Source organism: Altererythrobacter xiamenensis, assembly GCF_900177715.1.
Taxonomy (GTDB): Bacteria; Pseudomonadota; Alphaproteobacteria; order Sphingomonadales; family Sphingomonadaceae; genus Erythrobacter; species Erythrobacter xiamenensis.
The window spans coordinates 356748-377282 of record NZ_FXWG01000001.1; the positions used below are offsets into that span (position 1 = coordinate 356748).

At 61.9% G+C, this 20535-nt stretch carries 28 protein-coding genes; 16 read left to right on the forward strand and 12 right to left on the reverse strand.

Features of this window, described 5'->3' with window-relative positions:
• Positions 1–13 precede the first annotated feature (13 nt).
• The 5 genes from CCE89_RS01875 to coxB form a co-directional block, all read right to left on the reverse strand.
• Positions 14–586, reverse strand: a complete 573-nt coding sequence (locus CCE89_RS01875) for a cytochrome c oxidase assembly protein (RefSeq protein WP_086436333.1) — start codon at positions 584–586, stop codon at positions 14–16.
• A 4-nt stretch (positions 587–590) separates the two neighbouring features.
• Positions 591–716: a hypothetical protein gene (locus CCE89_RS15510; RefSeq protein ID WP_268762204.1), complete on the reverse strand. Its 126-nt coding sequence runs from the start codon at positions 714–716 to the stop codon at positions 591–593.
• Positions 716–1633 (reverse strand): heme o synthase, encoded by a 918-nt coding sequence (locus tag CCE89_RS01880; RefSeq protein WP_086436334.1) that lies wholly within the window; start codon positions 1631–1633, stop codon positions 716–718. Before CCE89_RS01880 ends, CCE89_RS15510 begins: the two co-directional genes overlap by 1 nt.
• Before the next feature lie 105 nt (positions 1634–1738).
• A complete protein-coding gene (ctaD, locus tag CCE89_RS01885) occupies positions 1739–3442 on the reverse strand; it encodes a cytochrome c oxidase subunit I (RefSeq protein ID WP_086436335.1) in 1704 nt (567 codons plus the stop codon).
• A 55-nt stretch (positions 3443–3497) separates the two neighbouring features.
• Positions 3498–4481, reverse strand: a complete 984-nt coding sequence (coxB, locus tag CCE89_RS01890) for a cytochrome c oxidase subunit II (RefSeq protein ID WP_234989889.1) — start codon at positions 4479–4481, stop codon at positions 3498–3500.
• Between the two features lie 286 nt (positions 4482–4767).
• Between coxB and pyrE the strand changes: the two genes are divergently transcribed.
• The 7 genes from pyrE to ruvX are packed head-to-tail and all read left to right on the forward strand — an operon-like array spanning position 4768 to position 9271.
• Positions 4768–5346 carry an orotate phosphoribosyltransferase gene (gene pyrE / locus CCE89_RS01895; RefSeq protein WP_086436337.1) on the forward strand — a complete coding sequence of 193 codons (579 nt, stop codon included), beginning with the start codon at positions 4768–4770 and terminating at the stop codon, positions 5344–5346.
• 1 nt (position 5347) lies between these two features.
• Complete coding sequence (locus CCE89_RS01900) at positions 5348–6088, forward strand: pyridoxine 5'-phosphate synthase (RefSeq protein ID WP_086436338.1); 741 nt, start codon at positions 5348–5350, stop codon at positions 6086–6088.
• Complete coding sequence (locus CCE89_RS01905) at positions 6085–6357, forward strand: hypothetical protein (RefSeq protein WP_086436339.1); 273 nt, start codon at positions 6085–6087, stop codon at positions 6355–6357. The genes CCE89_RS01900 and CCE89_RS01905 overlap by 4 nt, the downstream gene beginning before the upstream one ends.
• Complete coding sequence (gene acpS / locus CCE89_RS01910; protein WP_086436340.1) at positions 6354–6755, forward strand: holo-ACP synthase; 402 nt, start codon at positions 6354–6356, stop codon at positions 6753–6755. The genes CCE89_RS01905 and acpS overlap by 4 nt, the downstream gene beginning before the upstream one ends.
• Entirely contained in the window at positions 6752–7657 is a 906-nt protein-coding gene (lepB, locus tag CCE89_RS01915) for a signal peptidase I (RefSeq protein WP_086436341.1), read from the forward strand. Before acpS ends, lepB begins: the two co-directional genes overlap by 4 nt.
• 7 nt (positions 7658–7664) lie before the next feature.
• Positions 7665–8804, forward strand: a complete 1140-nt coding sequence (locus CCE89_RS01920; RefSeq protein ID WP_086436342.1) for a DUF3089 domain-containing protein — start codon at positions 7665–7667, stop codon at positions 8802–8804.
• On the forward strand, positions 8786–9271 hold the full coding sequence (gene ruvX, locus CCE89_RS01925; RefSeq protein ID WP_086436343.1) for a Holliday junction resolvase RuvX: 486 nt from the start codon (positions 8786–8788) through the stop codon (positions 9269–9271). Before CCE89_RS01920 ends, ruvX begins: the two co-directional genes overlap by 19 nt.
• 4 nt (positions 9272–9275) lie before the next feature.
• On the opposite strand, the gene CCE89_RS01930 is transcribed toward ruvX, so the two are convergent.
• From CCE89_RS01930 to CCE89_RS15325, 4 genes are all read right to left on the reverse strand, one after another.
• Entirely contained in the window at positions 9276–10178 is a 903-nt protein-coding gene (locus tag CCE89_RS01930) for a hypothetical protein (RefSeq protein ID WP_086436344.1), read from the reverse strand.
• The gene (locus CCE89_RS01935) at positions 10166–10585 is read right to left on the reverse strand and encodes a hypothetical protein (protein WP_143255936.1); all 420 of its coding nucleotides are present in this window, start codon (positions 10583–10585) and stop codon (positions 10166–10168) included. Before CCE89_RS01935 ends, CCE89_RS01930 begins: the two co-directional genes overlap by 13 nt.
• 207 nt (positions 10586–10792) lie before the next feature.
• On the reverse strand, positions 10793–11029 hold the full coding sequence (locus tag CCE89_RS01940; RefSeq protein ID WP_143255937.1) for a hypothetical protein: 237 nt from the start codon (positions 11027–11029) through the stop codon (positions 10793–10795).
• Between the two features lie 108 nt (positions 11030–11137).
• On the reverse strand, positions 11138–11296 hold the full coding sequence (locus tag CCE89_RS15325) for a hypothetical protein (RefSeq protein WP_200810274.1): 159 nt from the start codon (positions 11294–11296) through the stop codon (positions 11138–11140).
• Positions 11297–11412: 116 nt separating this feature from the next.
• Here CCE89_RS15325 and CCE89_RS01945 point away from each other — a divergent pair, with 116 nt between their 5' ends.
• A complete protein-coding gene (locus CCE89_RS01945; RefSeq protein WP_086436347.1) occupies positions 11413–11880 on the forward strand; it encodes a PaaI family thioesterase in 468 nt (155 codons plus the stop codon).
• Positions 11870–12292 (forward strand): PaaI family thioesterase, encoded by a 423-nt coding sequence (locus CCE89_RS01950; protein WP_086436348.1) that lies wholly within the window; start codon positions 11870–11872, stop codon positions 12290–12292. Before CCE89_RS01945 ends, CCE89_RS01950 begins: the two co-directional genes overlap by 11 nt.
• On the opposite strand, the gene CCE89_RS01955 is transcribed toward CCE89_RS01950, so the two are convergent.
• Positions 12289–14523: a transglycosylase domain-containing protein gene (locus CCE89_RS01955; RefSeq protein ID WP_086436349.1), complete on the reverse strand. Its 2235-nt coding sequence runs from the start codon at positions 14521–14523 to the stop codon at positions 12289–12291. The genes CCE89_RS01950 and CCE89_RS01955 overlap by 4 nt on opposite strands.
• Positions 14524–14602: 79 nt before the next feature.
• Positions 14603–15598, reverse strand: a complete 996-nt coding sequence (locus CCE89_RS01960; protein WP_234989890.1) for an AAA family ATPase — start codon at positions 15596–15598, stop codon at positions 14603–14605.
• Positions 15599–15689: 91 nt separating this feature from the next.
• Between CCE89_RS01960 and CCE89_RS01965 the strand changes: the two genes are divergently transcribed.
• The 4 genes from CCE89_RS01965 to CCE89_RS01980 all read left to right on the forward strand — a co-directional run bounded on the left by CCE89_RS01965 (position 15690) and on the right by CCE89_RS01980 (position 18265).
• Entirely contained in the window at positions 15690–16529 is an 840-nt protein-coding gene (locus CCE89_RS01965) for an oxygenase MpaB family protein (RefSeq protein WP_086436350.1), read from the forward strand.
• A gap of 61 nt (positions 16530–16590) precedes the next feature.
• Entirely contained in the window at positions 16591–16950 is a 360-nt protein-coding gene (locus tag CCE89_RS01970; protein WP_086436351.1) for a DUF1428 domain-containing protein, read from the forward strand.
• Positions 16951–16954: 4 nt separating this feature from the next.
• Positions 16955–17587 (forward strand): glutathione S-transferase family protein, encoded by a 633-nt coding sequence (locus tag CCE89_RS01975; protein ID WP_086436352.1) that lies wholly within the window; start codon positions 16955–16957, stop codon positions 17585–17587.
• Positions 17588–17590: 3 nt separating this feature from the next.
• Positions 17591–18265: a dihydrofolate reductase family protein gene (locus CCE89_RS01980; RefSeq protein WP_086436353.1), complete on the forward strand. Its 675-nt coding sequence runs from the start codon at positions 17591–17593 to the stop codon at positions 18263–18265.
• Positions 18266–18275: 10 nt separating this feature from the next.
• Here CCE89_RS01980 and CCE89_RS01985 read toward each other — a convergent pair whose 3' ends face one another.
• A complete protein-coding gene (locus CCE89_RS01985) occupies positions 18276–18869 on the reverse strand; it encodes a J domain-containing protein (RefSeq protein ID WP_086436952.1) in 594 nt (197 codons plus the stop codon).
• Between the two features lie 52 nt (positions 18870–18921).
• On the opposite strand from CCE89_RS01985, the gene CCE89_RS01990 reads away from it, so the two are divergent.
• The 3 genes from CCE89_RS01990 to CCE89_RS02000 are packed head-to-tail and all read left to right on the forward strand — an operon-like array spanning position 18922 to position 20527.
• Positions 18922–19194, forward strand: coding sequence for a BolA family protein (locus CCE89_RS01990; protein WP_200810289.1), 273 nt, complete (start codon positions 18922–18924; stop codon positions 19192–19194).
• The gene (locus CCE89_RS01995) at positions 19191–19646 is read left to right on the forward strand and encodes an NUDIX hydrolase (RefSeq protein WP_086436354.1); all 456 of its coding nucleotides are present in this window, start codon (positions 19191–19193) and stop codon (positions 19644–19646) included. Before CCE89_RS01990 ends, CCE89_RS01995 begins: the two co-directional genes overlap by 4 nt.
• On the forward strand, positions 19643–20527 hold the full coding sequence (locus CCE89_RS02000) for a pirin family protein (RefSeq protein ID WP_086436355.1): 885 nt from the start codon (positions 19643–19645) through the stop codon (positions 20525–20527). The genes CCE89_RS01995 and CCE89_RS02000 overlap by 4 nt, the downstream gene beginning before the upstream one ends.
• The last annotated feature ends 8 nt before the right edge of the window (positions 20528–20535 follow it).

Here is a 20535-nt window from a genome sequence, read left to right on the forward strand (position 1 = left end):
CGGGTCCAGAGGCTTAGGAGCCTTGATCCTTCGCCTTGTGAAAAGTGTAGCTCAACGTGATCTGTTCGACGCCCTGCATATTCTCGTCCTCCAGCGCCGCCGGATCGACGTAATAGAGGACCGGCATATGGACTTCTTCGCCGGGCTGCAGCGTCTGCTCGGTGAAGCAGAAACACTGAATCTTGTTGAAATATTTGCCAGCCTGCTCCGGCTCGACGTTGAAGGTTGCGGTACCGGTGATCGGAATCGAAGAGTTGTTCCTGGCAACATAGGTCGCCATGTCGCGCACCCCGATCTGCACCGTGTCGGTCGGCTGCGAAGGACGGAAAGTCCAGGGAACATCGCGCGCGGTCGAAGCATCGAAGCGGACCGAAATGGTCTTGCCGCCTGCACTCTGCGCGAGGCGTTCGGCAATCGCCGCATCGCTCTCGCTCGCGCGCTGGGTCGTGCCACCGAAGCCGGTCACCCGGCAGAACAGGTCGTAAAGCGGGACGGCCGCATAGCCCATGCCAAGCATGGCGAGTGCACCGATCAAGGCATAGATGCCGGTACGAAGATTCTTCTGCTCGAGCGTCGCCGTCGTCACCGCCTCAGTCTCCCATCCGTACAATGGTGATAGCGTAGAAAAGCACCACGAAGAACAGCAGCACGCCGCCGAGCACGAGATTCCGGCTCTTCTGGCGCTTGCGGATTTCGGTTTCTTCTTCAGGGGTCATTAGATCCATCCTTGCGCCGCTGCCACACGGTCGACGACCAGTGCGCCGAACAGCGCGAACAAATAAAGGATGCTGAATGCGAACAGCCGCTTTTCGGGACGCATTGCATCGCCTTCCGGTTCAGAATTGCGCAAGGCAACGGGTAGCGAAAGCGCAAAGAATGCAAGCGAGAGCGCGAGCGCGGCAACACCGTAGATCGCGCCCGTTCCGCCGATGAACCACGGCGTTGCAGCGAGAGGTACGAGGAGGCCGGCATAAGCAAGGATTTGTCGACGCGTGGCGCGCTCACCTGCGACGACCGGCATCATCGGGATACCAACCTTGGCGTAATCGGTCTTCACGAACAGCGCGAGCGCCCAGAAATGTGGCGGCGTCCACATGAAGATGATCGCGAACAGCAGCAGCGGCATGGCGGTAATCTCGCCCGAAACGGCGACCCATCCGATCAGCGGAGGGAATGCCCCCGCTCCGCCACCTATCACGATGTTCTGCGGCGTGCGCGGCTTCAGCCAGATCGTGTAGATCACGGCGTAATAAACGACCGCGGCCGCGAGGCAGATCGCCGCCAGCCAGTTCACCGCAATTCCCATTACTCCGACCGAGAAGAGCGACAGGAAAATACCGAAATCGCGCGCATCGGTACGTTGAAGACGCCCACTAGGGAGAGGGCGCGCCGACGTCCGCTTCATCCCCGCGTCGAGATCCGCTTCCCACCACTGGTTGAGGGCTGCCGAACCGCCAGCGCCAAGCGCAATGCAAAGGATGGCGGTAAAGCCAATGATCGAGTGGATGCTGCCTGGAGCAGCGAGAAGACCGCAGATCCCGGTGAAGATCACCAGGGTCATCACGCGCGGCTTCGTCAGCGCGAAAAAATCGCGCCAATCGGCCGGGAGGGTCTGAACGCTAGCCTGGGTCATCTCGAGCAGTTTCGGTCGGTTTCATAAAGGGAAGGCGCACCTTGCGGCGCGCCCCCCCGGTTTTTGTTTGTCTTACCCTCAATCTACCGGGAGGGCGAATGCCAATCAGGCAGTTGCCGGACGGTGATCGTGGTAGTCGTGATGGTCCTCGATCACCGGCAGCGTTTCGAACTGGTGATAGGGCGGCGGGCTCGGCAGGGTCCATTCGAGCGTCGTCGCGCCTTCGCCCCACGGGTTTGCCCCCACTTTCTTGCCGGCCATGAAGGCGTAGGCAAGGTTGGCGAAGAACACCAGCATGGACGCAGCCATGATGTAGTAGCCCATCGAACTGATCTCGTTCCAGTAGCTATAGGCCGGGGTGTAGTCCGGATAGCGACGCGGCATGCCCTGCATTCCGAGGAAGTGCTGCGGAAAGAAGATCACGTTCACGCCGATGAAGAAGCCCCAGAAGTGCAGGTGCGAGAGGAACTCGCTGTGCATCCGGCCACTCATCTTCGGGAACCAGTAATAGAACCCGGCGAAGAGCGAGAAGACCGCGCCCATCGACAGCACGTAGTGGAAGTGAGCAACGACGTAATAGGTGTCGTGCAGGTTGTCGTCGATGCCGCCATTGGCAAGCACGACGCCGGTCACACCACCGACGGTGAAGAGGAAGATGAAACCCATCGCCCAGACCATCGGTGACTTGAACTCGAGGCTGCCGCCCCACATCGTCGCCACCCAGCTGAAGATTTTCACGCCGGTCGGGACCGCGATGACCATGGTCGCTGCGGTGAAGTACATCTTCGTGTTCACGTCGAGACCGACGGTGTACATGTGGTGCGCCCACACGATGAAGCCGACGACGCCGATAGCGACCATGGCATAGGCCATACCGAGGTAACCGAACACCGGCTTGCGGCTGAAGGTCGCGACGATCTGCGAGACCATGCCGAAGCCCGGCAGGATCATGATGTAGACCTCGGGGTGACCGAAGAACCAGAACAGGTGCTGGTAGAGGATCGGGTCGCCGCCGCCGGCAGGATCGAAGAAGGTCGTGCCGAAGTTACGGTCGGTCAGCAGCATGGTGATCGCGGCGGCAAGCACCGGAAGCGCCAGCAGCAGCAGGAATGCGGTGACCAGCACCGACCACACGAACAGCGGCATCTTGTGCAGGGTCATGCCCGGCGCACGCATGTTGAAGATGGTGGTGATGAAGTTCGTCGCACCCAGGATCGAGCCTGCGCCTGCAAGGTGCAGCGAGAAGATCGCGAAATCGACCGCCGGACCCGTGGAGCCGGTCGTCGAGAGCGGCGCATAGACCGTCCAGCCGACGCCTGCGCCAATACCCGTACCTCCAGGTACGAACAGCGAGAAGCAGAGGCTCAGGAAGCCCACGACGGTCAGCCAGAACGAAATATTGTTCATGCGCGGGAACGCCATGTCCGGCGCGCCGATCATCAGCGGCACGAACCAGTTGCCGAAGCCGCCGATCATGGCCGGCATGACCATGAAGAAGACCATGATAAGGCCGTGGGCGGTGATGAACACGTTCCACATGTGGAGATTGGCATCGAAGCTCGGCTCGCCGCCGAAAAACTCGACCCACCAGCCCAGGACCTGGATGCCCGGACTTGCGAGCTCGGCGCGCATGACGCCCGACATCGCGCCGCCAATGATCCCCGCGATGATCGCGAAGATCAGGTAAAGCGTGCCGATATCCTTGTGGTTGGTCGACATGAACCAGCGGGCAAAGAAGCCCGGCTTGTGATCGGCATCATGGGCATGATCGTCATGATGCGTGTCGAAACCGTCTGCGGTGGTGGCCATCGTTCAAATACTCTCGGACTGATTCTGTCTGTTCAATTCGGTGTTCGCCAGGCGATCAGGTCGTCGGCGAGGTATCTTCGGTCGGCGGAGGACCCGCCGTCGGCGCATCGGGTAGGACGCTGTCCGGAACTTCGAGCTCGGCCGGCTCGAATGCCGGCTGGTCGCTGCCTTCATCGCCGCCGACAGTGCCGCCCGGCTGCTGACGCACCCAGGCTTCCCACTGATCGCGCGGCAGTGCTTCGACCGCGATCGGCATGTAGCCGTGGCGCGCGCCACAAAGCTCCGAGCACTGGCCGTAGTAAACGCCGGGTTCGTCGATCACGAGCATCTTCTCGTTAAGACGGCCTGGCACGGCGTCGAGCTTGAACCACAGCGAAGGCACAGCGAAAGAGTGGATCACGTCGGCTGCGGTGGTCTGCAGGCGGATCGGCGTATTGGCCGGAAGGACAAGGCGATTGTCCACAGCAAGCTGCGGCGGCTCACCGCTTGCAAGCGCGTCAGCTTCGTCCAACATGTTGGAGATGATCTCGAACCCGCCGTTGTCGGGATATTCGTAACCCCAGTACCACTGGTAACCGATCGCCTTGACCGTCACCGCATCTTCGGGTGGTGTTTCGTACTGCTTCGCGAGCAGCGAGATCGACGGAACTGCGATCCCGACGAGGATCAGGACCGGAACGAGCGTCCACACGACTTCGATCAGCGTGTTGTGCGTCGTCTTCGACGGCGTCGGATTGGCACCACGACGATACCGCGCCACGACCCACAAGAGCAGGCCAAGCACGAAGAGGCTGATGATCGTGATCACCGGAAGCAGAATGGAGTTGTGCATCCACAAGGCATAATCGCCATTGGCGGAGAACTGGTCCTGGAAGGTGATCCCACCCTGCACCGGCATGCCCTTGCCCTCTGTCGGAGCCATCGGCGTATAGCTGCCGGCGGTTTCCGTGACCGCCGCATCGGCAGCCTCGGCACCATCGACGGTGGTTTCGGCTGCAGTGGCCTCTGCCGCGTCCTGCGCAACTGCGACACGAGGCATCAAAGCCACGAGCACAGCCGCCATAAGCGCTGCAAGGAAGAAGTAAGCCTGCTTTTGAATATGACCCCGGATCATCAGTCTCGCGCTTTCCGCTTTTTCGAGTCTCTGCACCCGCTGCACTCGGTCTGAGTACCGGACAGGCGCCGTCAATTACCCTGCTGTGACACAGGTTTGCCGCGCCCTATAGGCCCGCTTGCCCCCTGCCTCAAGCGCTTCTAGGGAGAAAAATACGCAAGCCGGCATGTTCGCCGCGCAACCATCAGTGAAAGAGCGAGATAAAAACACGATGACCGATGAAGAGGTGCTGGCCGAATTCCGTAGCTGCGACGCGCTGCTCGAAGGGCATTTCAAACTCTCCTCGGGACGGCACAGCGGGCATTATCTGCAATGCGCAAGGGTGTTGATGAATGCCGAACGCGCCGGAAATCTGGCTCGCGCTCTCGCTCAGAAAATCCCGCGTGAGATTCGCAACAAGGTGGACGTCGTCATTTCTCCGGCCATGGGCGGACTCATCATCGGGCATGAAATGGGCCGTGCGTTAGGCAAGGACGCCATGTTCCTCGAACGGCCCGAGGGTACGTTTCACCTGCGGCGCGGATTCGCGATCGAGCCGGGCGCCAGGGTCCTGATGGTCGAGGACGTGGTGACCACCGGCCTCTCCAGTCGCGAGGCGATCGAGGCGGTCGGCCGGGAAGGCGGCGAAGTGATCGCCGAGGTCGCTCTTGTCGATCGCTCGGCCGGCGAAGTCGATCTGGGCGTGCCCTTCTTCCCGCTGATCGATATCAGCTTCCCGAGCTATGCCGAGGACGAAGTACCCGACGAGCTCGCCGCTATTCCGGTGACCAAGCCCGGCAGCCGGAGTTGATATGAGCAATCGACTCAGACTTGGAGTGAACATCGATCACGTTGCGACCATTCGCAACGCGCGCGGGGGCGATCATCCCGATCCGGTCCGCGCGGCCGAGATCGTCGCGAGCGTCGGCGGGGACGGCATCACGGCTCACCTGCGCGAGGACCGTCGTCATATTCGCGACGAAGACCTCGCACGCATCCAGGCCGCGACCGACCTGCCATTGAACCTGGAGATGGCCGCGACGGAGGAAATGCTCGAGATCGCTCTGCGGCATAAGCCGCACGCCGCCTGCATCGTCCCCGAGAAGCGCGAGGAGCGCACGACCGAGGGCGGCCTCGACGCCGCAGGACTGCACAACCAGATCGCACCGATCGTTGCACGGCTCAAGGATGCCGGTATCCGCGTATCGCTTTTTATCGAGGCGACCGAACGCCAGCTCGACGCCGCACTGCGGCTCGGCGCGCCCGTGGTGGAATTTCACACGGGCGAATACGCGCACGCGCATCTCGATGGGGACAGCGAGAGGACGGCCGGCGAATTGAAGCGGATTGCCGACATGGCCGCGCTCGCCGCCAAGAACGGGATCGAGCCACACGCCGGTCATGGTCTGACCTATGAAAACGTCCAGCCGATTGCTGCCATCCCGCAACTCGCTGAGCTCAACATCGGACATTATCTGATCGGCGAGGCAGTATTCACCGGGCTCGAACCGGCGGTGCGCAAGATGCGCGAGCTGATGGACGAAGCGCGATGAGCCAAGATACGCTCACCCGCCAACAGACGGTCTGGGCTGCGATTGCGGCAGCGATATTCCTGATGAGCCTCGGCTGGCTGGGCATCGCCATCACCAATGGAGCCATGCTGGCATTCGCGATCGGCTGGCCGGTCCTGCAGGTGGTCGGCTATGCCGGCTCGTTGAAGCGTGCCCGCGGCGACACAGCGCACTACCTTTTCAAGGCGCAGGTGATGCTCAACATCATCGTTGTCGCGCTACTGATCGCGCTGATAGTGAGAGCATCATGATCATCGGAATGGGCAGCGACCTGTGCAACATCGAGCGAATTCAGAACTCGCTCGACCGCTTCGGCGAACGCTTCGAAATGCGCGTTTTTACCGAGATCGAGCGGGCGAAGGCGCAGCGCCGCCCCTTCACCATCGCCGGCACCTACGCCAAGCGATTCGCCGCCAAGGAAGCCTTCAGCAAGGCGGTCGGTACCGGTTTCCGGCGCGGCGTCTTCATGAAAGATATCGGTGTGGTCAATGCGCCATCGGGTGCACCAACGCTGGCGCTCGAGGGAGGCGCTGCAATCCGGCTTGCGGAATTGACGCCGGACGGCCATGAGGCCGCCATTCATCTCACCCTAACCGACGATCACCCATGGGCTCAGGCTTTCGTGATCATCGAAGCGCACCCCCTATGAGCACCCTGATCGGCACTACCCGAGTGAACAAACGCAAAGACAAGAAGGACAGCGAGAAGGTCAACTGGCTCGCCGAAATACGCGGGCTGGCGCTGATGCTGCTGGCTGTGCTGGCGTTTCACAGCCTGGTCGCCAAGCCCTTCTACATTCCCTCCACCTCGATGATGCCGACGCTCTACGTCGGGGACCGGCTGGTGGTGAGCAAATATCCCTATGGCTGGTCTTGGGCCTCTGCGAGCTTCCATCTGTTGCCACGCGGGGACTGGCGCGTCCTGCCCGACACGCCCGAATATGGCGACATCGTCATTCCCGTGCATCCGGTGCGTGACGAGGACTACATCAAGCGCGTGGTCGCGCTGCCGGGTGACCGGATCGCCGTACGCGGCGGTCAGATCATCCTCAATGGCAAGCCCGTCCCGCAAGAGGTCGTGCCGCCGGTCAGGATCCCGGTCGAACCGCTGCTGATGTGCAATTTCGCGCCATGCCTTGCCGATTTCGATCAGTATCGCGTGCGCGATGCCAATGGTGACGTCTTCTACGAACCGCCGACCTATCGCGAGACGCTGCCCAATGGCGCGACTTATCTGATCATCGATCACTACGAGCAGCCGCTCGACGAGTTCGAGGAAATCACCATTCCTGAAGGTCATGTCTTCGTGATGGGCGACAATCGCGACCATTCAGCGGACAGCCGGGCGACGACCGGCGAGCGCGGGCTCGACGGCGCGATCCCGCTCGAAAACGTCGGTGGACGCGCGGAGTTCATCACCTTCTCGCTCGACGGTTCCACGACCATCAATCCGGTCAGCTGGTTCACCAGCCTCAGGCCGGATCGAGCCTGGACCACGCTTCGCCCGGTGAAGGCCGAGACTGGTCAGGACGAGACTGCACAGGCGGAGTAAAACAGCGATGGCGCGCAAATTCCTCTATATCGTCGCCGTCATCATCGTGCTGGTGATCGTGGGACTTATCGCACTGCGCGTCTGGTCGCGCGAACTGACCGAGTTGGCGCTGGTGCCGACTACGGAGTTCGTCGAACAAAGCCCGCTCGAAGCGAACGCCTATCAGGATCCCGACCTGTGGTTCTCCCGCCCGGGTATCGGGCTGGACGATCCGGCGCGCTGGCAGCCCGCCTATCGCGACGAAGGCCGCGCCATCCCCGCCCCGGACGAAGAAGCTCCGGGCGATTTCGCCGTCTTCTTCGTCCACCCGACGAGCTATTACAGCCGTGCCCAATGGAACGCGCCGCGCGAAGATGAAGAGGCGAACAATACGGCGCGCCTGTTCATCCGCGGTCTCGCCAGCCCCTTCAACCAGGCATCGGAGATCTGGGCGCCGCGCTACCGCCAGGCCGCGATCGGTGCCTTCCTTACCGACAAGCCGGAAGCGCAGCAGGCGCTCGACGCGGCCTATGCCGACGTGGCGCAGGCCTTCGCCTTCTTCCGGCAGACGGTCGACGAGGACACGCCGATCGTGCTGGTCGGTCACAGCCAGGGTGCGCTGCATATGCTGCGACTCATCCGCGAAGAACTGGATGACGCGGCGCTGCGTGAGCGGCTGGTCGCAGCCTATATCATCGGCTGGCCGATCTCGGTCGAACGTGACCTTCCCGCGCTTGGCCTTCCGGCCTGCGCAACACAACAGCAGACCGGTTGCATCCTGAGTTGGTCGACATTTGCCGAACCCGCCGATCCGTCCGACCTGCTGGAAACCTACGCCAATTCGACAGGCTTCGACGGTGAGAAGCGCGGCACGACAGACATTGTCTGCACCAACCCGCTGACAGGGCGATTCGGCGGCGAAGCAAGCGCCGATCGCAACCTCGGTACGCTGGTTCCAGATGGCGACATGAGCAGTGGCGAACTCGTGCCCGGCTCTGTGCCCGCGCGCTGCGATGAGCGCGGCCTGCTGCTGATCGGTGATCCGCCCGAAATGGGCAGCTACGTCCTGCCGGGCAACAATTACCACGTTTACGACATCCCGCTGTTCTGGGCGAATACGCAAGCCGATGTCGCTGCAAGGGTCGAAGCGTGGAAAGCGCAGCCCTGATCTGCGACAACCCCCGCGATTTCGGCGCGGCGCTCGATGACGGCGGAACACTGCTGGGGCTGGACCTCGGGACCAGGACGATAGGCGTTGCGACCTGCGATGCCGGTTGGCGCTTTGCCACCGCGGGCAAGACCCTCCCGCGCGGCAAGTGGGGCCGAGACCGCGAAGCCCTGGCCAAAACGATCGCGGAGCGCAGCATCAAGGGTATCGTGATCGGCCTGCCCCGCAACATGGACGGCAGCGAAGGGCCGCGCGCGCAATCCTCGCGTGCCTATGCGCGCAATCTCGCCGAAGCCTTTGGCCTGCCCGTGCTCTTGTGGGACGAGCGGCTTTCCACAGCGAGTGCAGAGCGCGACATGATCGCGCAGGACACCAGCCGTGCGAAGCGCGCCGTTCGCATCGACAGCCATGCTGCTGCAGTCATCCTGCAAGGCGCAATCGACGCCATGGCCGGTAGCGCCTTCTGAAAGTTCAGGCCGCGGCGAGTTCGGCGCGCTTCACCTTTGCGCACTCGCCCAACATCCGGCAGCCGGACAATTCGGCCTCGCGCCAGACGTCATCCCGAGTTTGACTGTCACCTTTTAGCAAGGCTCGCGCCTCATAACTTGCCAGTCGCAAGCGGTCGCTGGGATGGCTGCGGCCGAACCGCTCGGCAAGATCGAGCGCCTCTTCCTGCCCGGTCGCCACTGCCGTGCGCAGGAAGACTTCGGTCGCGTTGGGGCTGAGCACGCGCGTGATCGACCCGTCATTCAAATCGAAGCCATATTGGTCGAACCACGACTGGACCGGATCGACATGCATGACGTTGAGCGAGACCGAAAGGCTTTCGGGCGGGATCTGGTTATGGATGTCGAGATGTGCGCGGTAGAGCATCAACTTGTCCTGATGAAGCGTCCCGCGCTCGATGAACTTCAGTCCCGGCCGCTCGCCCGCATAACCTGACGCTGCGCCATAATCATATTCAAAATAGTCGCTTCGGTAACCCGGCCCGAGATAGCCGCTGGTGAGAAATGAGAAATTGTGATCATGCGTCACATCATAGACGAAGGTCTTCGCCCCACTCGATTTGAAGCAATGGTCGCGCTCCGATGGCCAGATATTGGCGCGGAGAAACACGCCATCGCGCAAGGGACTGAGCACGATCGCCTGCGGACCGTAGCCGCTATCGATCCCGGTATCGCGGAACTGCGTCTTGAGTCGCTCGATCAGAAGATCGCCGAGAAAACTGCGATTGTTGTTGAGGCGGCGCAGCCACAGGGCCGCTTCCTGGAGGCTATCTTCGCATCCCGGGTCGAACTGGCTCTGTGCGATGCCTTCGATGGCCTCTTCAAGCGAGCAGCTTTGCGTGTCGAACGCTTCGATCAGGCGGGGCATGGTTCGGTTTCCTTGGCGAAGAGTTGCGGGTGCGTTTGCTTCAACTGGTCGCGCAAACGGCTGGCTGCGTGATGCAATTGATCGTCAGCGTGCCGGATCATCCCGGTTAGAATGTCGATGCCGGCTAGCGGATCGAGTGCGAGCGCATGGCGAAGGGCTTCCCAACGCAAATGGTCGGGACCATCATCCGCCAGATCTGCCATCACAGCGACACCGTCGGCACGTCCTATTTGACCCAGAACGGCAAGCGCCATCTCGGCCTGGCTCGCCCGGATGTCTGCACAAGCACGATGCAGCAATGCACCGTCCTCGAGCGAGTATTCGCAGGTCGGCTGTGGGTTGGCGGCAGCGCGCACCAATTGGAGAACGACGAAGCGCCCTTCAACGCGGCATATCTCGCGGCTCATCATTCCGTTCGTGAGTTCTATCCGGTGGCCTCGGCTCCAGGTGTAGTCCCTGCTCCCGATCGATCCATCCGATGGGTGGCGATCATGGATATATCCCTGTGCTGCGCCAGCTATCACGATCTCGTGCTGGGACCAATCTGCAAAGATTGCGGTTGGCGCTGGCTGGACGAAGGCTTTCTCCTCGTAAGTCAGCAGCGAAAGCGAAGCCTACCCCATCGCGATCAGTTGAAGCGTCGAAAGTCCTGGAGAATAACTGTGACGAAAGGGTATCAGGCCAAGTTCCTCGGTAGCGAGAGCGCGGCTGAAATGCCCCGCCCATTCATCGATAAACTCTCGCGCTGTTTCGGCATCGCTCAGCAGGCCCGCAAGCGGTGCGCATCTCTCAAGCACGCCGCATTGCGCATAGACCTTCATCGCAGTGCTGATTTCCGCGACGGCTTCCAAGCTGCTCCATTCCCTGAAGCCTTGTTTCATCGCTTCCCGCGTGCGGCGCTGCGAGGCAGGATCGCCCCGCAGCGCCTCCAATTTCGCATCAATTCGCATTGCGATGCGTCAAACGATCGCAGACGGGGGCACGACGTCGTACACATAGACCATGATCGCGACGACGCCGTCGTCATAAGCCGCGCCAGCCTGCGCAGTGCTTCCGAAAATACCGGTTACTGTGTCGAGGCCGGGCAGCGATGCGAGGTCGATCTTTGGTGTGTTCATGTTAAGGGTCTCCGTCAAACGTGCCGGCACCATTGCCGTCCACGCGGTCAGGAACTGAACGAGGAAAGTCAGTTGTTTAAGTTAACTCTTCTAAACGTTTTCAAGGCGTTAGCATCATGAAAGAACTCGATTCTTCGTTCGATCCGGCAGCTGCCAGCAAGTTCTTCCTATCGCATGGACATTCCGGCTGGCTCGGGCTGCAGTACCGCGATCATGGCGAAACTTGGGTCGAGCTGGAATTGCCCTGGCGGGCAGACTTGCTGGGCGAGGAAGACCGCCACGTGCTCGCATCGGGCCCGATCGTCAGCATGCTCGACATGGCTTCGGGCATGAGCATATGGGTGACGCGGCAGGTCTTCGCCCCTGTCGCAACCCTGGACTTACGCGTCGATTACCAGCGCCCGGCCAAGGAACGCAGCTCGGTAATCGGGCGGGTCGAATGCTATCGCACCACGCGATCTGCCGCATTCGTGCGCGGGATCGCGCATGACGGCGATGCGGACGATCCGGTTGCGACCATGGCGGGTGTGTTCATGACGATCGCCATGGACCCCCGAAAGATGGGAGGCGGCAATGTCGAATAGTGCCGAACACGCCCACAAGTTGACCCCCTATGCACGCTCGCTTGGCATCGAGATCGAGCGTCTCGACGATGGAGCCCCGGTAGTCGTGATCGACTTCTCCTCGATCATAGAAGGACGTCCCGGCGCCTTCCACGGCGGTGCAACCAGCGGCCTGCTCGAGACTGCCGGATATGCGGCGCTGAGAGCGCGTCTCGACGAGGAAGGACGCTCCCCGCAGCTCAAGCCGATCAATATCACGGTGCAATTCCTGAGCGCTGGCAAGCAGAAGCGCACCTATGCGCACGGTCGCATTACCCGGCTTGGGCGGCGTAATGCCAACCTGACGGTAGAGGCGTGGCAGGATGACCGCGATCGGCCGATCGCAAGCGCGGTGATGAATATCCTGATGGCTGACAGGGAAGAAAGTACCTAGCGCGCCTCAAGCCGCTCGAGTTCGCGCTCACGCGTCTGCGCCTCGCGCTCGATAAGCTCTTCGAGGCGGCCCGGATCGATCCTGACGCCGTCTTCGTTCAGGATCACGTCGAGCGGAATTCCGCCTTCCCCGCCCGACACTACCAGCTCGCCATCGCGAATAGTGATGTCGAGGTCCCCCGTATCAAGCGGAATATCATCGATCTCGGGCACGTCCATCGGCTGGACCGGTCCGCGCGGATCGGGCGGAGCATCGGGCCGGACGGCGTCGGTACCTGCGAGCGCTGCACGCATGAAATCACGCCAGATCCGTGCCGGGAGCCCGCCGCCGCTGACTCCGTCGAGCGGTGAGTTGTCGTCATTGCCGACCCATACGCCGACCACCAGATCACCGGCGTAGCCGACGAAAAGAGCATCGCGGTTGTCCTGTGTCGTGCCGGTCTTGCCGAAATTGGGACCGGAGAGCATCGCTGCCCTGCCCGTTCCCTTGTTTATGGCCGAACGCAGCAATTGCTCCATGGCAGCATGCTTGCGCGACGACATGGAACGATCACCGCTGATCATGCTCTGCCACCAGCTTTCCTCCTCGCGGGGAAAGGCATGCGGTTCGACCGGGAAGCGATTGCCCGCGACGCCGGCATAGGCGCTGGTCAATTCCAGAAGCGTGACCGTGGATGTGCCAAGCGCGAGGCTCGGATCGCCGCGAGGAAGGTCAGATTCGATGCCGAAATCGCGCGCGGTCTCTATCACCCTATCGCTGCCGACCTGGTTGAAGAGACGCACTGTGGCGACATTGCTAGATCTCGCGAAGGCGTCTTCGAGCGTGATGGCCTGAGAGTAATTCTCCCGCGCATTCTTGGGGCGATAGCTGCCCTGGGTAATCGCGCTGTTGTCGAGCAAATCGTCTGGCTCCATCCCGGCATCGATCGCCGCGAGATAGGTGAAGAGCTTGAAGGTCGAACCCGGCTGACGTTTTGCCTGCGTCGCGCGGTTGAAGGGCGAGGTGGCATAATCCTTGCCGCCGACCATGGCGACGATCTCGCCGCTCGGCCGCATCGCAACCAGCGCAACCTGAGCATTCCCGAGCGGCGCGCGCTTGATCACTCGCCCCGCGATTCCCTGCAGCCGCGCGTCGAGCGTCGTCGTGATGGTCTGTTTGGCGTAGCCGCTTTCCATGTCCTGCCGCGCGATCGGCAGCGCCCAATCGGCAAAATAGGTACCGGTCGGCACCGTGTTGCGGGTGCGGACATCGAGCCTCGGGTTCGGCAGGCTCCGGGCGCGGGCTTCTGTCAGATAGCCCTCCTCCACCATGGCGCCGATCACCAGTTGCATGCGCTCGCGCGCCAATTCGTAATTCTTGGTCGGGGCGAGCCGTGAAGGCGCTTTGAGCAAACCGGCCAACATCGCAGCCTGTTCGGGGCGCAGTTTCTCCGGCTGTCGGTAGAAGTAATGCAGACTGGCCGCGCGCAAGCCATACTGGTTGTCACCGAAATAGGCGTTCGAAAGATACCGTTCGAGAATCTCGTCCTTGGTCAGCCAGCTTTCGAGCCAGAACGCGATCAGCATTTCGCGCGCCTTGCGCGTCAGCGTCTGGTCGGGCGTGAGAAAGGTGAACTTGGCAAGCTGCTGGGTGATCGTGCTGCCGCCCTGCGTCGGCCCGCCCGTCGCATTGGACCACGCCGCACGAGCAAGTCCTCGCGGATCGACGCCCCAGTGATCGTAGAAACGCCTGTCCTCGATCGCGAGAAATGCGCCGACCACGTGATCGGGCAGTTTGGCCACTTCGACAGGGTCGGCCACCATCGCCCCGCTCCGTGCGATAGGAGTACCATCGCTGGCGAGCAGAGTTACCTGTGGGGCGGCAATCGGCTCGAGCGACTTGTTGAGGGGCGCAGTCAGTGCCAGCCAACCGACGAGCAAGATAAAAGCGAAGACAAGTCCGGCAACGATGCGAACCGCCCACCAGCGCTTGCGGCGTCCGCGCCAGAACGACGGACGCCACCAGCCCTTGCGGCGGCGCTCCTCATGACCAACGTGGCGCTCGATGCGGTCGAGCCGTTCGTCCCAATCGTCATAAGCCGGCCCGAACCGGTGTCGACGAGGAAGCTCCTCGTCGAAGTCCCAGCCGTCGCCCGGGGCATCATCGATCGGAAAGAACCGCGCGGAATTACGCTGCCGTTCATCGGCACCGCTTGAATTCGGGTCGCGTGATGATTTCAACCAGGCAAACATCGAGACTGTGTTATCCGATTAACACAGTAAAGGCGAGTGCTTTTACCGATGCTGAACGAAAGTGGGCTGTTCGAGCCGCCTAACTGGCTGTCTTTGCCACGCCGCTGGGCAGGTCTTCACCGAAGACGCGCTGGTAATATTCGCTCACCAGCACGCGCTCTGCCTCGTCGCACTTGTTGAGGAAGCTGAGGCGGAAACCGAAACCGATCGAGTTGAAGATCTCGGTATTCTGCGCCCAAGTCATCACGGTACGCGGGCTCATCACGGTCGAGATGTCGCCATTCATGAAACCCTGGCGGGTCAATTCCGCCACCTTGACCATGTTGGCGATGGTCTCCTCGTCCGTCTCCGGGCTCTTGGTCTTGACGATCTTCACCTCGACCTCGGGCGCGAGGTAGTTGAGCTGCGTCACGATGTTCCAGCGGTCCATCTGCGCCTGGTTGATTGCCTGCGTGCCATGATAGAGCCCGCTCGTGTCGCCAAGGCCGACAGTGTTCGAGGTCGCGAACAGACGGAAGTGCGGATCGGGCGTGATGACCTTGTTCTGGTCGAGCAGCGTCAGCGCACCCTGCGCTTCGAGCACACGCTGGATCACGAACATCACGTCCGGCCGGCCCGCGTCATATTCGTCGAATGTCAGCGCGATCGGGTGCTGCAGCGCCCAGGGAAGGATGCCTTCCTTGAACTCGGTAACCTGCAACCCGTCTTTCAGGACGATGGCATCGCGCCCGACGAGGTCGATACGGCTGATATGCGCATCGAGGTTGACGCGAACGCTGGGCCATTTGAGTCGCGCTGCGACCTGTTCGATATGGGTCGACTTACCCGTACCATGATATCCCTGCACCATCACGCGGCGGTTATGGGCAAAGCCTGCAAGGATCGCGAGAGTCGTTTCCGGATCGAAGACGTAGTCCTTGTCCAGTTCGGGCACGCGTTCGTCGGCGAGACTGAAGGCCGGAACCTGCCAGTCGATATCGATGCCGAACGTGTCGCGCACGTCGATCGTGGTGTCGGGAGCGGGAAACAGCGTTTTCGCTGTGCCGTCGTAATCGGTTGCCATCAAGTCTTGCATGTCGAAAGCACGGTTAGCCGCGTGTCAGGGCAGCCGCAAGCGGGCATGGCCAAACATTTTCAATAGCGCCTGCATAACTATATAGGGCGCTATGCCCGATCCGATCGAAAGCCTGCGCATCAAACTCGTCGATCAGGTGCGGGGCGTTTTCAACGATGTCGAGGGCGGACAGCAGCCGGTGCCACCTTCCGACGAGGCGCTGTTCGAGCGCGATTCGCCGATCCGCATGGTCCATGCCGATATCGTGGGCATGATGGTCGGCGGGATTCGCGGCCTGCTGCTGCAGATGCTCCACCCGCATGCGCTGCAGGGCGTGCTCGATCATTCGAACTTTCGTGCGGACATGCATGGGCGCCTGCGACGCACCGCGCGTTTCATAGCCGTCACGACCTTCGGGCACAGAGACGACGCACACAAGGCCATAGAGCGGGTCAACCGTATCCATGCCAAGGTGAGCGGCACCCTGCCCGACGGGACCGCCTATTCCGCGAGCAATCCGCGCACGCTTGCCTGGGTTCACGTAGTCGAAGCGACCAGTTTCCTTGCCGCCTACAAGCGCCATGTCCGGCCCGACATGCCGGGCCATGAGCAGGACGAATATTTCCGGCAATTCGCGCTGATCGCGCGCGCGCTTGGCGCCGATCCCGTCCCTGAAAACCGCAACGAAGCCGAGGCGCTGCTGCGCGAGCTACGCCGCGATCTTCGCACATCGCCCGAAGCGCGGGAGATCGCACAACTCGTGCTGACCCAGCGACCAGAGGGCGCGCCGCCCGCCGTCCAGGCAATGCTCGGCGCAGAGGCGGTCGCAATGCTGCCAAGCTTTGCGCGTTCCATGCTGGGTCTGGAGCGTCCCGGTCTCGCCGCACTTCCAGCGCGCGCCGCCACCTGGGGTGTCGGCAAGACACTGCGATGGGCGTTCCGCCAAAATTGACTGCATGCAACCAGGCGAAATGTAGTATATCCCCGCCGTCGGACGATGGGAGGGATTGCCAATGTATATCGCGGTAGCTGCGCTTTCGGTGCCGGAATCCAACAGGCAGGCATATCTCGAAGCGGCCGAGTTCATGGCGAATTGGTCGATGAGTCACGGCGCTCTGGAAGTGATGGAGGCGTGGGAAGCATATGTTCCCGACGGCAAGAATACCGACCTTCGCAAGGCCGTAGCCGCGCCCGACGGCGAGAAGATCGTTACCGGATGGGTGATCTGGCCCGACAAGGAAACGCTGGAGAAAGCCAAGGAAGCCATGGGACGGGGTGAAGGATTTGAAGGCTATCCTGCCGGCGATCCGCCCTTCGACCCATCGCGCCTGATCTTCGGAGAGTTCGAACCGCTATTGACGAAAGGGCGATGAACCCATGGCCGATTTCACATTCTACACCGTCGCGATGAGCCGGGGGCAGATCGCGCGCTGGGCGCTGCACGAAGCGGGTGCCGACTACGATCAGGTCGTGTTCGACTGGGCGACGCGCCCCGACAGCTTCAAGCAGATCAACCCCATGAACAAGGTGCCGACGCTCGTCCACCACCATGGCGATCACGACCACGTCGTGACCGAGGCGGCGGCGATCTGCCATTATCTCGCCGAAACCCATCCCGATGCCGGCTTGCTGCCCGACGCCCACGAGAAGGCATCCTATTTCCGCTGGCTTTTCTTCGCCGCGGGACCGCTCGAACAGGCGGTCGTTGCCAAGGCGATGGATTGGGAAGTGCCGGAGGAACGGCGCGGCATGGCCGGGTTCGGCTCGCTCGATCTCACGCTGGACGCGTGCGCCGACTGGCTCGAGAACAACGATTACGCTGCCGGCAGCCGCTTCACGATGGCCGACGTTTACTTCGGCAGTCAATTCATCTGGGGACTGCGCTTTGGCTCGATTCCCGAGCGCCCCGGCTTCAAGTCCTATGTCGATCGGCTTTCGGCACGCGAGAAATATCAGGACGCACTCGCGGTCGACCAGAAGTTGATCGAGGAAGCCGCCGAAGGTCAATGAACAGTGTCTCGCAAGATCAAGGGTGCCGTGTTCGTTTCCCTCGACGGGGTCATTCAGGCCCCGGGAGGTCCGGCCGAAGACATCACCGGCGGTTTCAGCGAAGGCGGCTGGGTGTTCAAGGTCGGCGACGAGGGACTCGATGAGACGCTCGGCCCCCTGTTCTCTGGCGATTTCAGCTTGCTACTCGGTCGGCGGACCTATGACATTTTCGCAGCCTATTGGCGCTATGTCGGCGACGCCGATGGCGGCATGGGCGAATTGTTCACGAGGATCGACAAGTTCGTCCTGACGAGAGGTGACCGGCCGCTCGAATGGGAGAACAGTCACCGGCTAGACGGGATCGATGGTTTCGCGACGCTGAAAGAGACCGATGGCCCCGACCTGCTTATCCAGGGATCGAGCACGCTTTATCCAGCTTTGCTTGCAGACGGCTTGATCGATGAACTGACAGTCATGACTTTCCCCGTGGTCCTCGGCCAAGGCAAACGCCTCTTCGGTGATGGCACGCCTGCCGCCATGCTGGAGGTGACCGATCACCGCGTGACCGACAAGGGGACGGTGATCACCACCTATCGCCCCAACGGGCCTTTGCCGCCCTACCCCGAAGATGCGCCGGGGCAGAGCACGAGCAAGCGCGAGGCTGAACGTCAGCGGAAAATGGCAGAGGGAAGCTGGTAAGGCCGCGAAGTCAGCCGATGGCGTTCGACTTGCGCAGCAGCTGATAGGCTTCGACCACACGGGTGAGCCGTTTTTCGTACTTGCGGTCGCCGCCGTTGCGGTCCGGGTGATAGCGCCGGACCAACTCCGAGTAGCGCCTGCGCAAGCGTCGCCGGTCGGTGTCGAGACCCAACCCCATCGTTTCGAGCGCCTGTGCCTCGTCGCGGTTGAACCTGCCGTCCATCGCCATCTCGGCCTCGCGCCGCGCGCGGCTCTTGATGCCATTGGCACGCGCGCCGATTGCATCGAGCGGATCGTGGAAGTCGGCCCAGCGCGGCATCCCGTCGACACCGGCAGTGGCGCGGAAGGCGGGGCTTTCGGTCTGCCAGCCCGATGAGGGAGACTGCGCGGTGAGGATTTCCTCGGCGCTCATTCCCTCGAACCAGTCGTATCCGGAATTGAACTCGCGCACATGGTCGAGGCAGAACCAGCGATATTCGCCCGGCCCGTCGAAACTGCTCCCGCGATAACCCGGAGCGCGAAACTCGCCCGCCTCGGTGCAAGTCGGATGCTCGCATTCGCGGCCACTATCTTCGAACCGCCCATGAAATCTCGACTGCGCCATCGCCATTAGGATGGGCATGGACAAGCCATCTGTGAACCCCCAAATGATCCGCATGACCGGAACAATGGCACAGGAAATCGAAGCGCGGCTGCGCGAGGCGTTCATCCCTTCGCGGCTCGACGTGATCAACGACAGCGCGAAACACGCGGGCCATTCGGGCGACGATGGCAGCGGCGAATCCCACTTCACCGTGGTGATCGAGGCGGCCGCCTTCGCCGATATGAACCGGCTGCAGCGCCAGCGAGCCGTGATCGCTGCGCTTGGAGACATTCCCGGCGAGCGCGTTCACGCCCTTGCGATCAAGGCCAGCGCACCACCAGCGTGAGTATCGGCGCGCCAGCGAAGCGCATCAGGCGCGCAGCGAGGATCATCGTCATCGATCAGCATGACCGCTTGCTGATGTTCCGCTTCGACGTAGAGGGGCGCGATCCCTTCTGGGTGACGGCGGGTGGCGAATGCGATCCGGACGAAAGCTTCATCGACGCGGCCCGCCGCGAACTCTTCGAGGAAACCGGCATCGATGCCGATCCCGGCGAGCAGATTGCACGCATCTGTCCGGAGTTCGTCACCGTCGAAGGGGAACCGGTTAAGGCCGACGAGCGCTATTTCCGTGTGCATGTCCGGGAAACCAGAATCGATACGTCGAACCATACCGAGCTCGAACAGCGCGTCATGCAGGAACACCGTTGGTTTACGCAGGAAGAATTGCGCGCTTGGCCTGAGGCCATCTTTCCCGAGAACATCGCCGAGTTGATGAAGGAGGATCAGGTGCAATGATCACGCAGACGATAACCCCGACGACCCATGATCTGGGGCAATTCGAAGTGCGCCGCGCCTTGCCATCGAAAGCGCGCACCATGGTCGGCCCCTTCATCTTCGTCGACGAGTTCGGTCCCGCGCAGCTCGATCAGGGCGGTGGCATGGATGTGCGCCCGCACCCGCATATCAATCTCGCCACGGTCACCTGGCTGTTCGAAGGAGCGATCGACCATCGCGACAGTCTCGGCAGCTATTCCACCATCCGTCCGGGTCAGGTGAACCTGATGACCGCTGGCAAGGGCATCGTCCATTCCGAGCGCAGCCCGGAGAGCGAGCGCGAAGGCGGCCCCAAGCTGTTCGGCATGCAGACATGGCTCGCATTGCCCGACGGACAGGAAGAAATCGATCCCGCCTTCGAGGCAATCTCCGACCTGCCCATCGTCGAGGACCAATGCGCCAAGGCCATCGTCATCATGGGCAAACTTTGGGGCAAGCGCGCAGCGACCACGACACATGCCGAGACGATTTATGCCGAGATTCACCTCGCTCCATCGGGAAGCCTGCCGATCGATGCCGAGGCGGAAGAACGCGCGGTGATGCTGGTCGATGGCGAAGCGAGCGTGGATGGCGAGGCGCTGCAGCTGTATCAATTGGCCGTGCTGAAGCCGGGTCAGGCGATGACGCTGGCTTCGGAAAAGGGTGCGCGCGTCATGCTGCTGGGCGGCGAAGCATTTGCCACCCAGCGTCACGTCTGGTGGAACTTCATCAGTTCAAACCGTGACCGCATCCGCCAGGCGCGAGAGGACTGGGTCAATCAGCGCTTCCCCGAAGTACCGGGTGACTCGGAGGAAAGAATTCCGCTACCCGAAGGTGAACCGAAAACGGTCAGCTACCCCTAGAACACCGG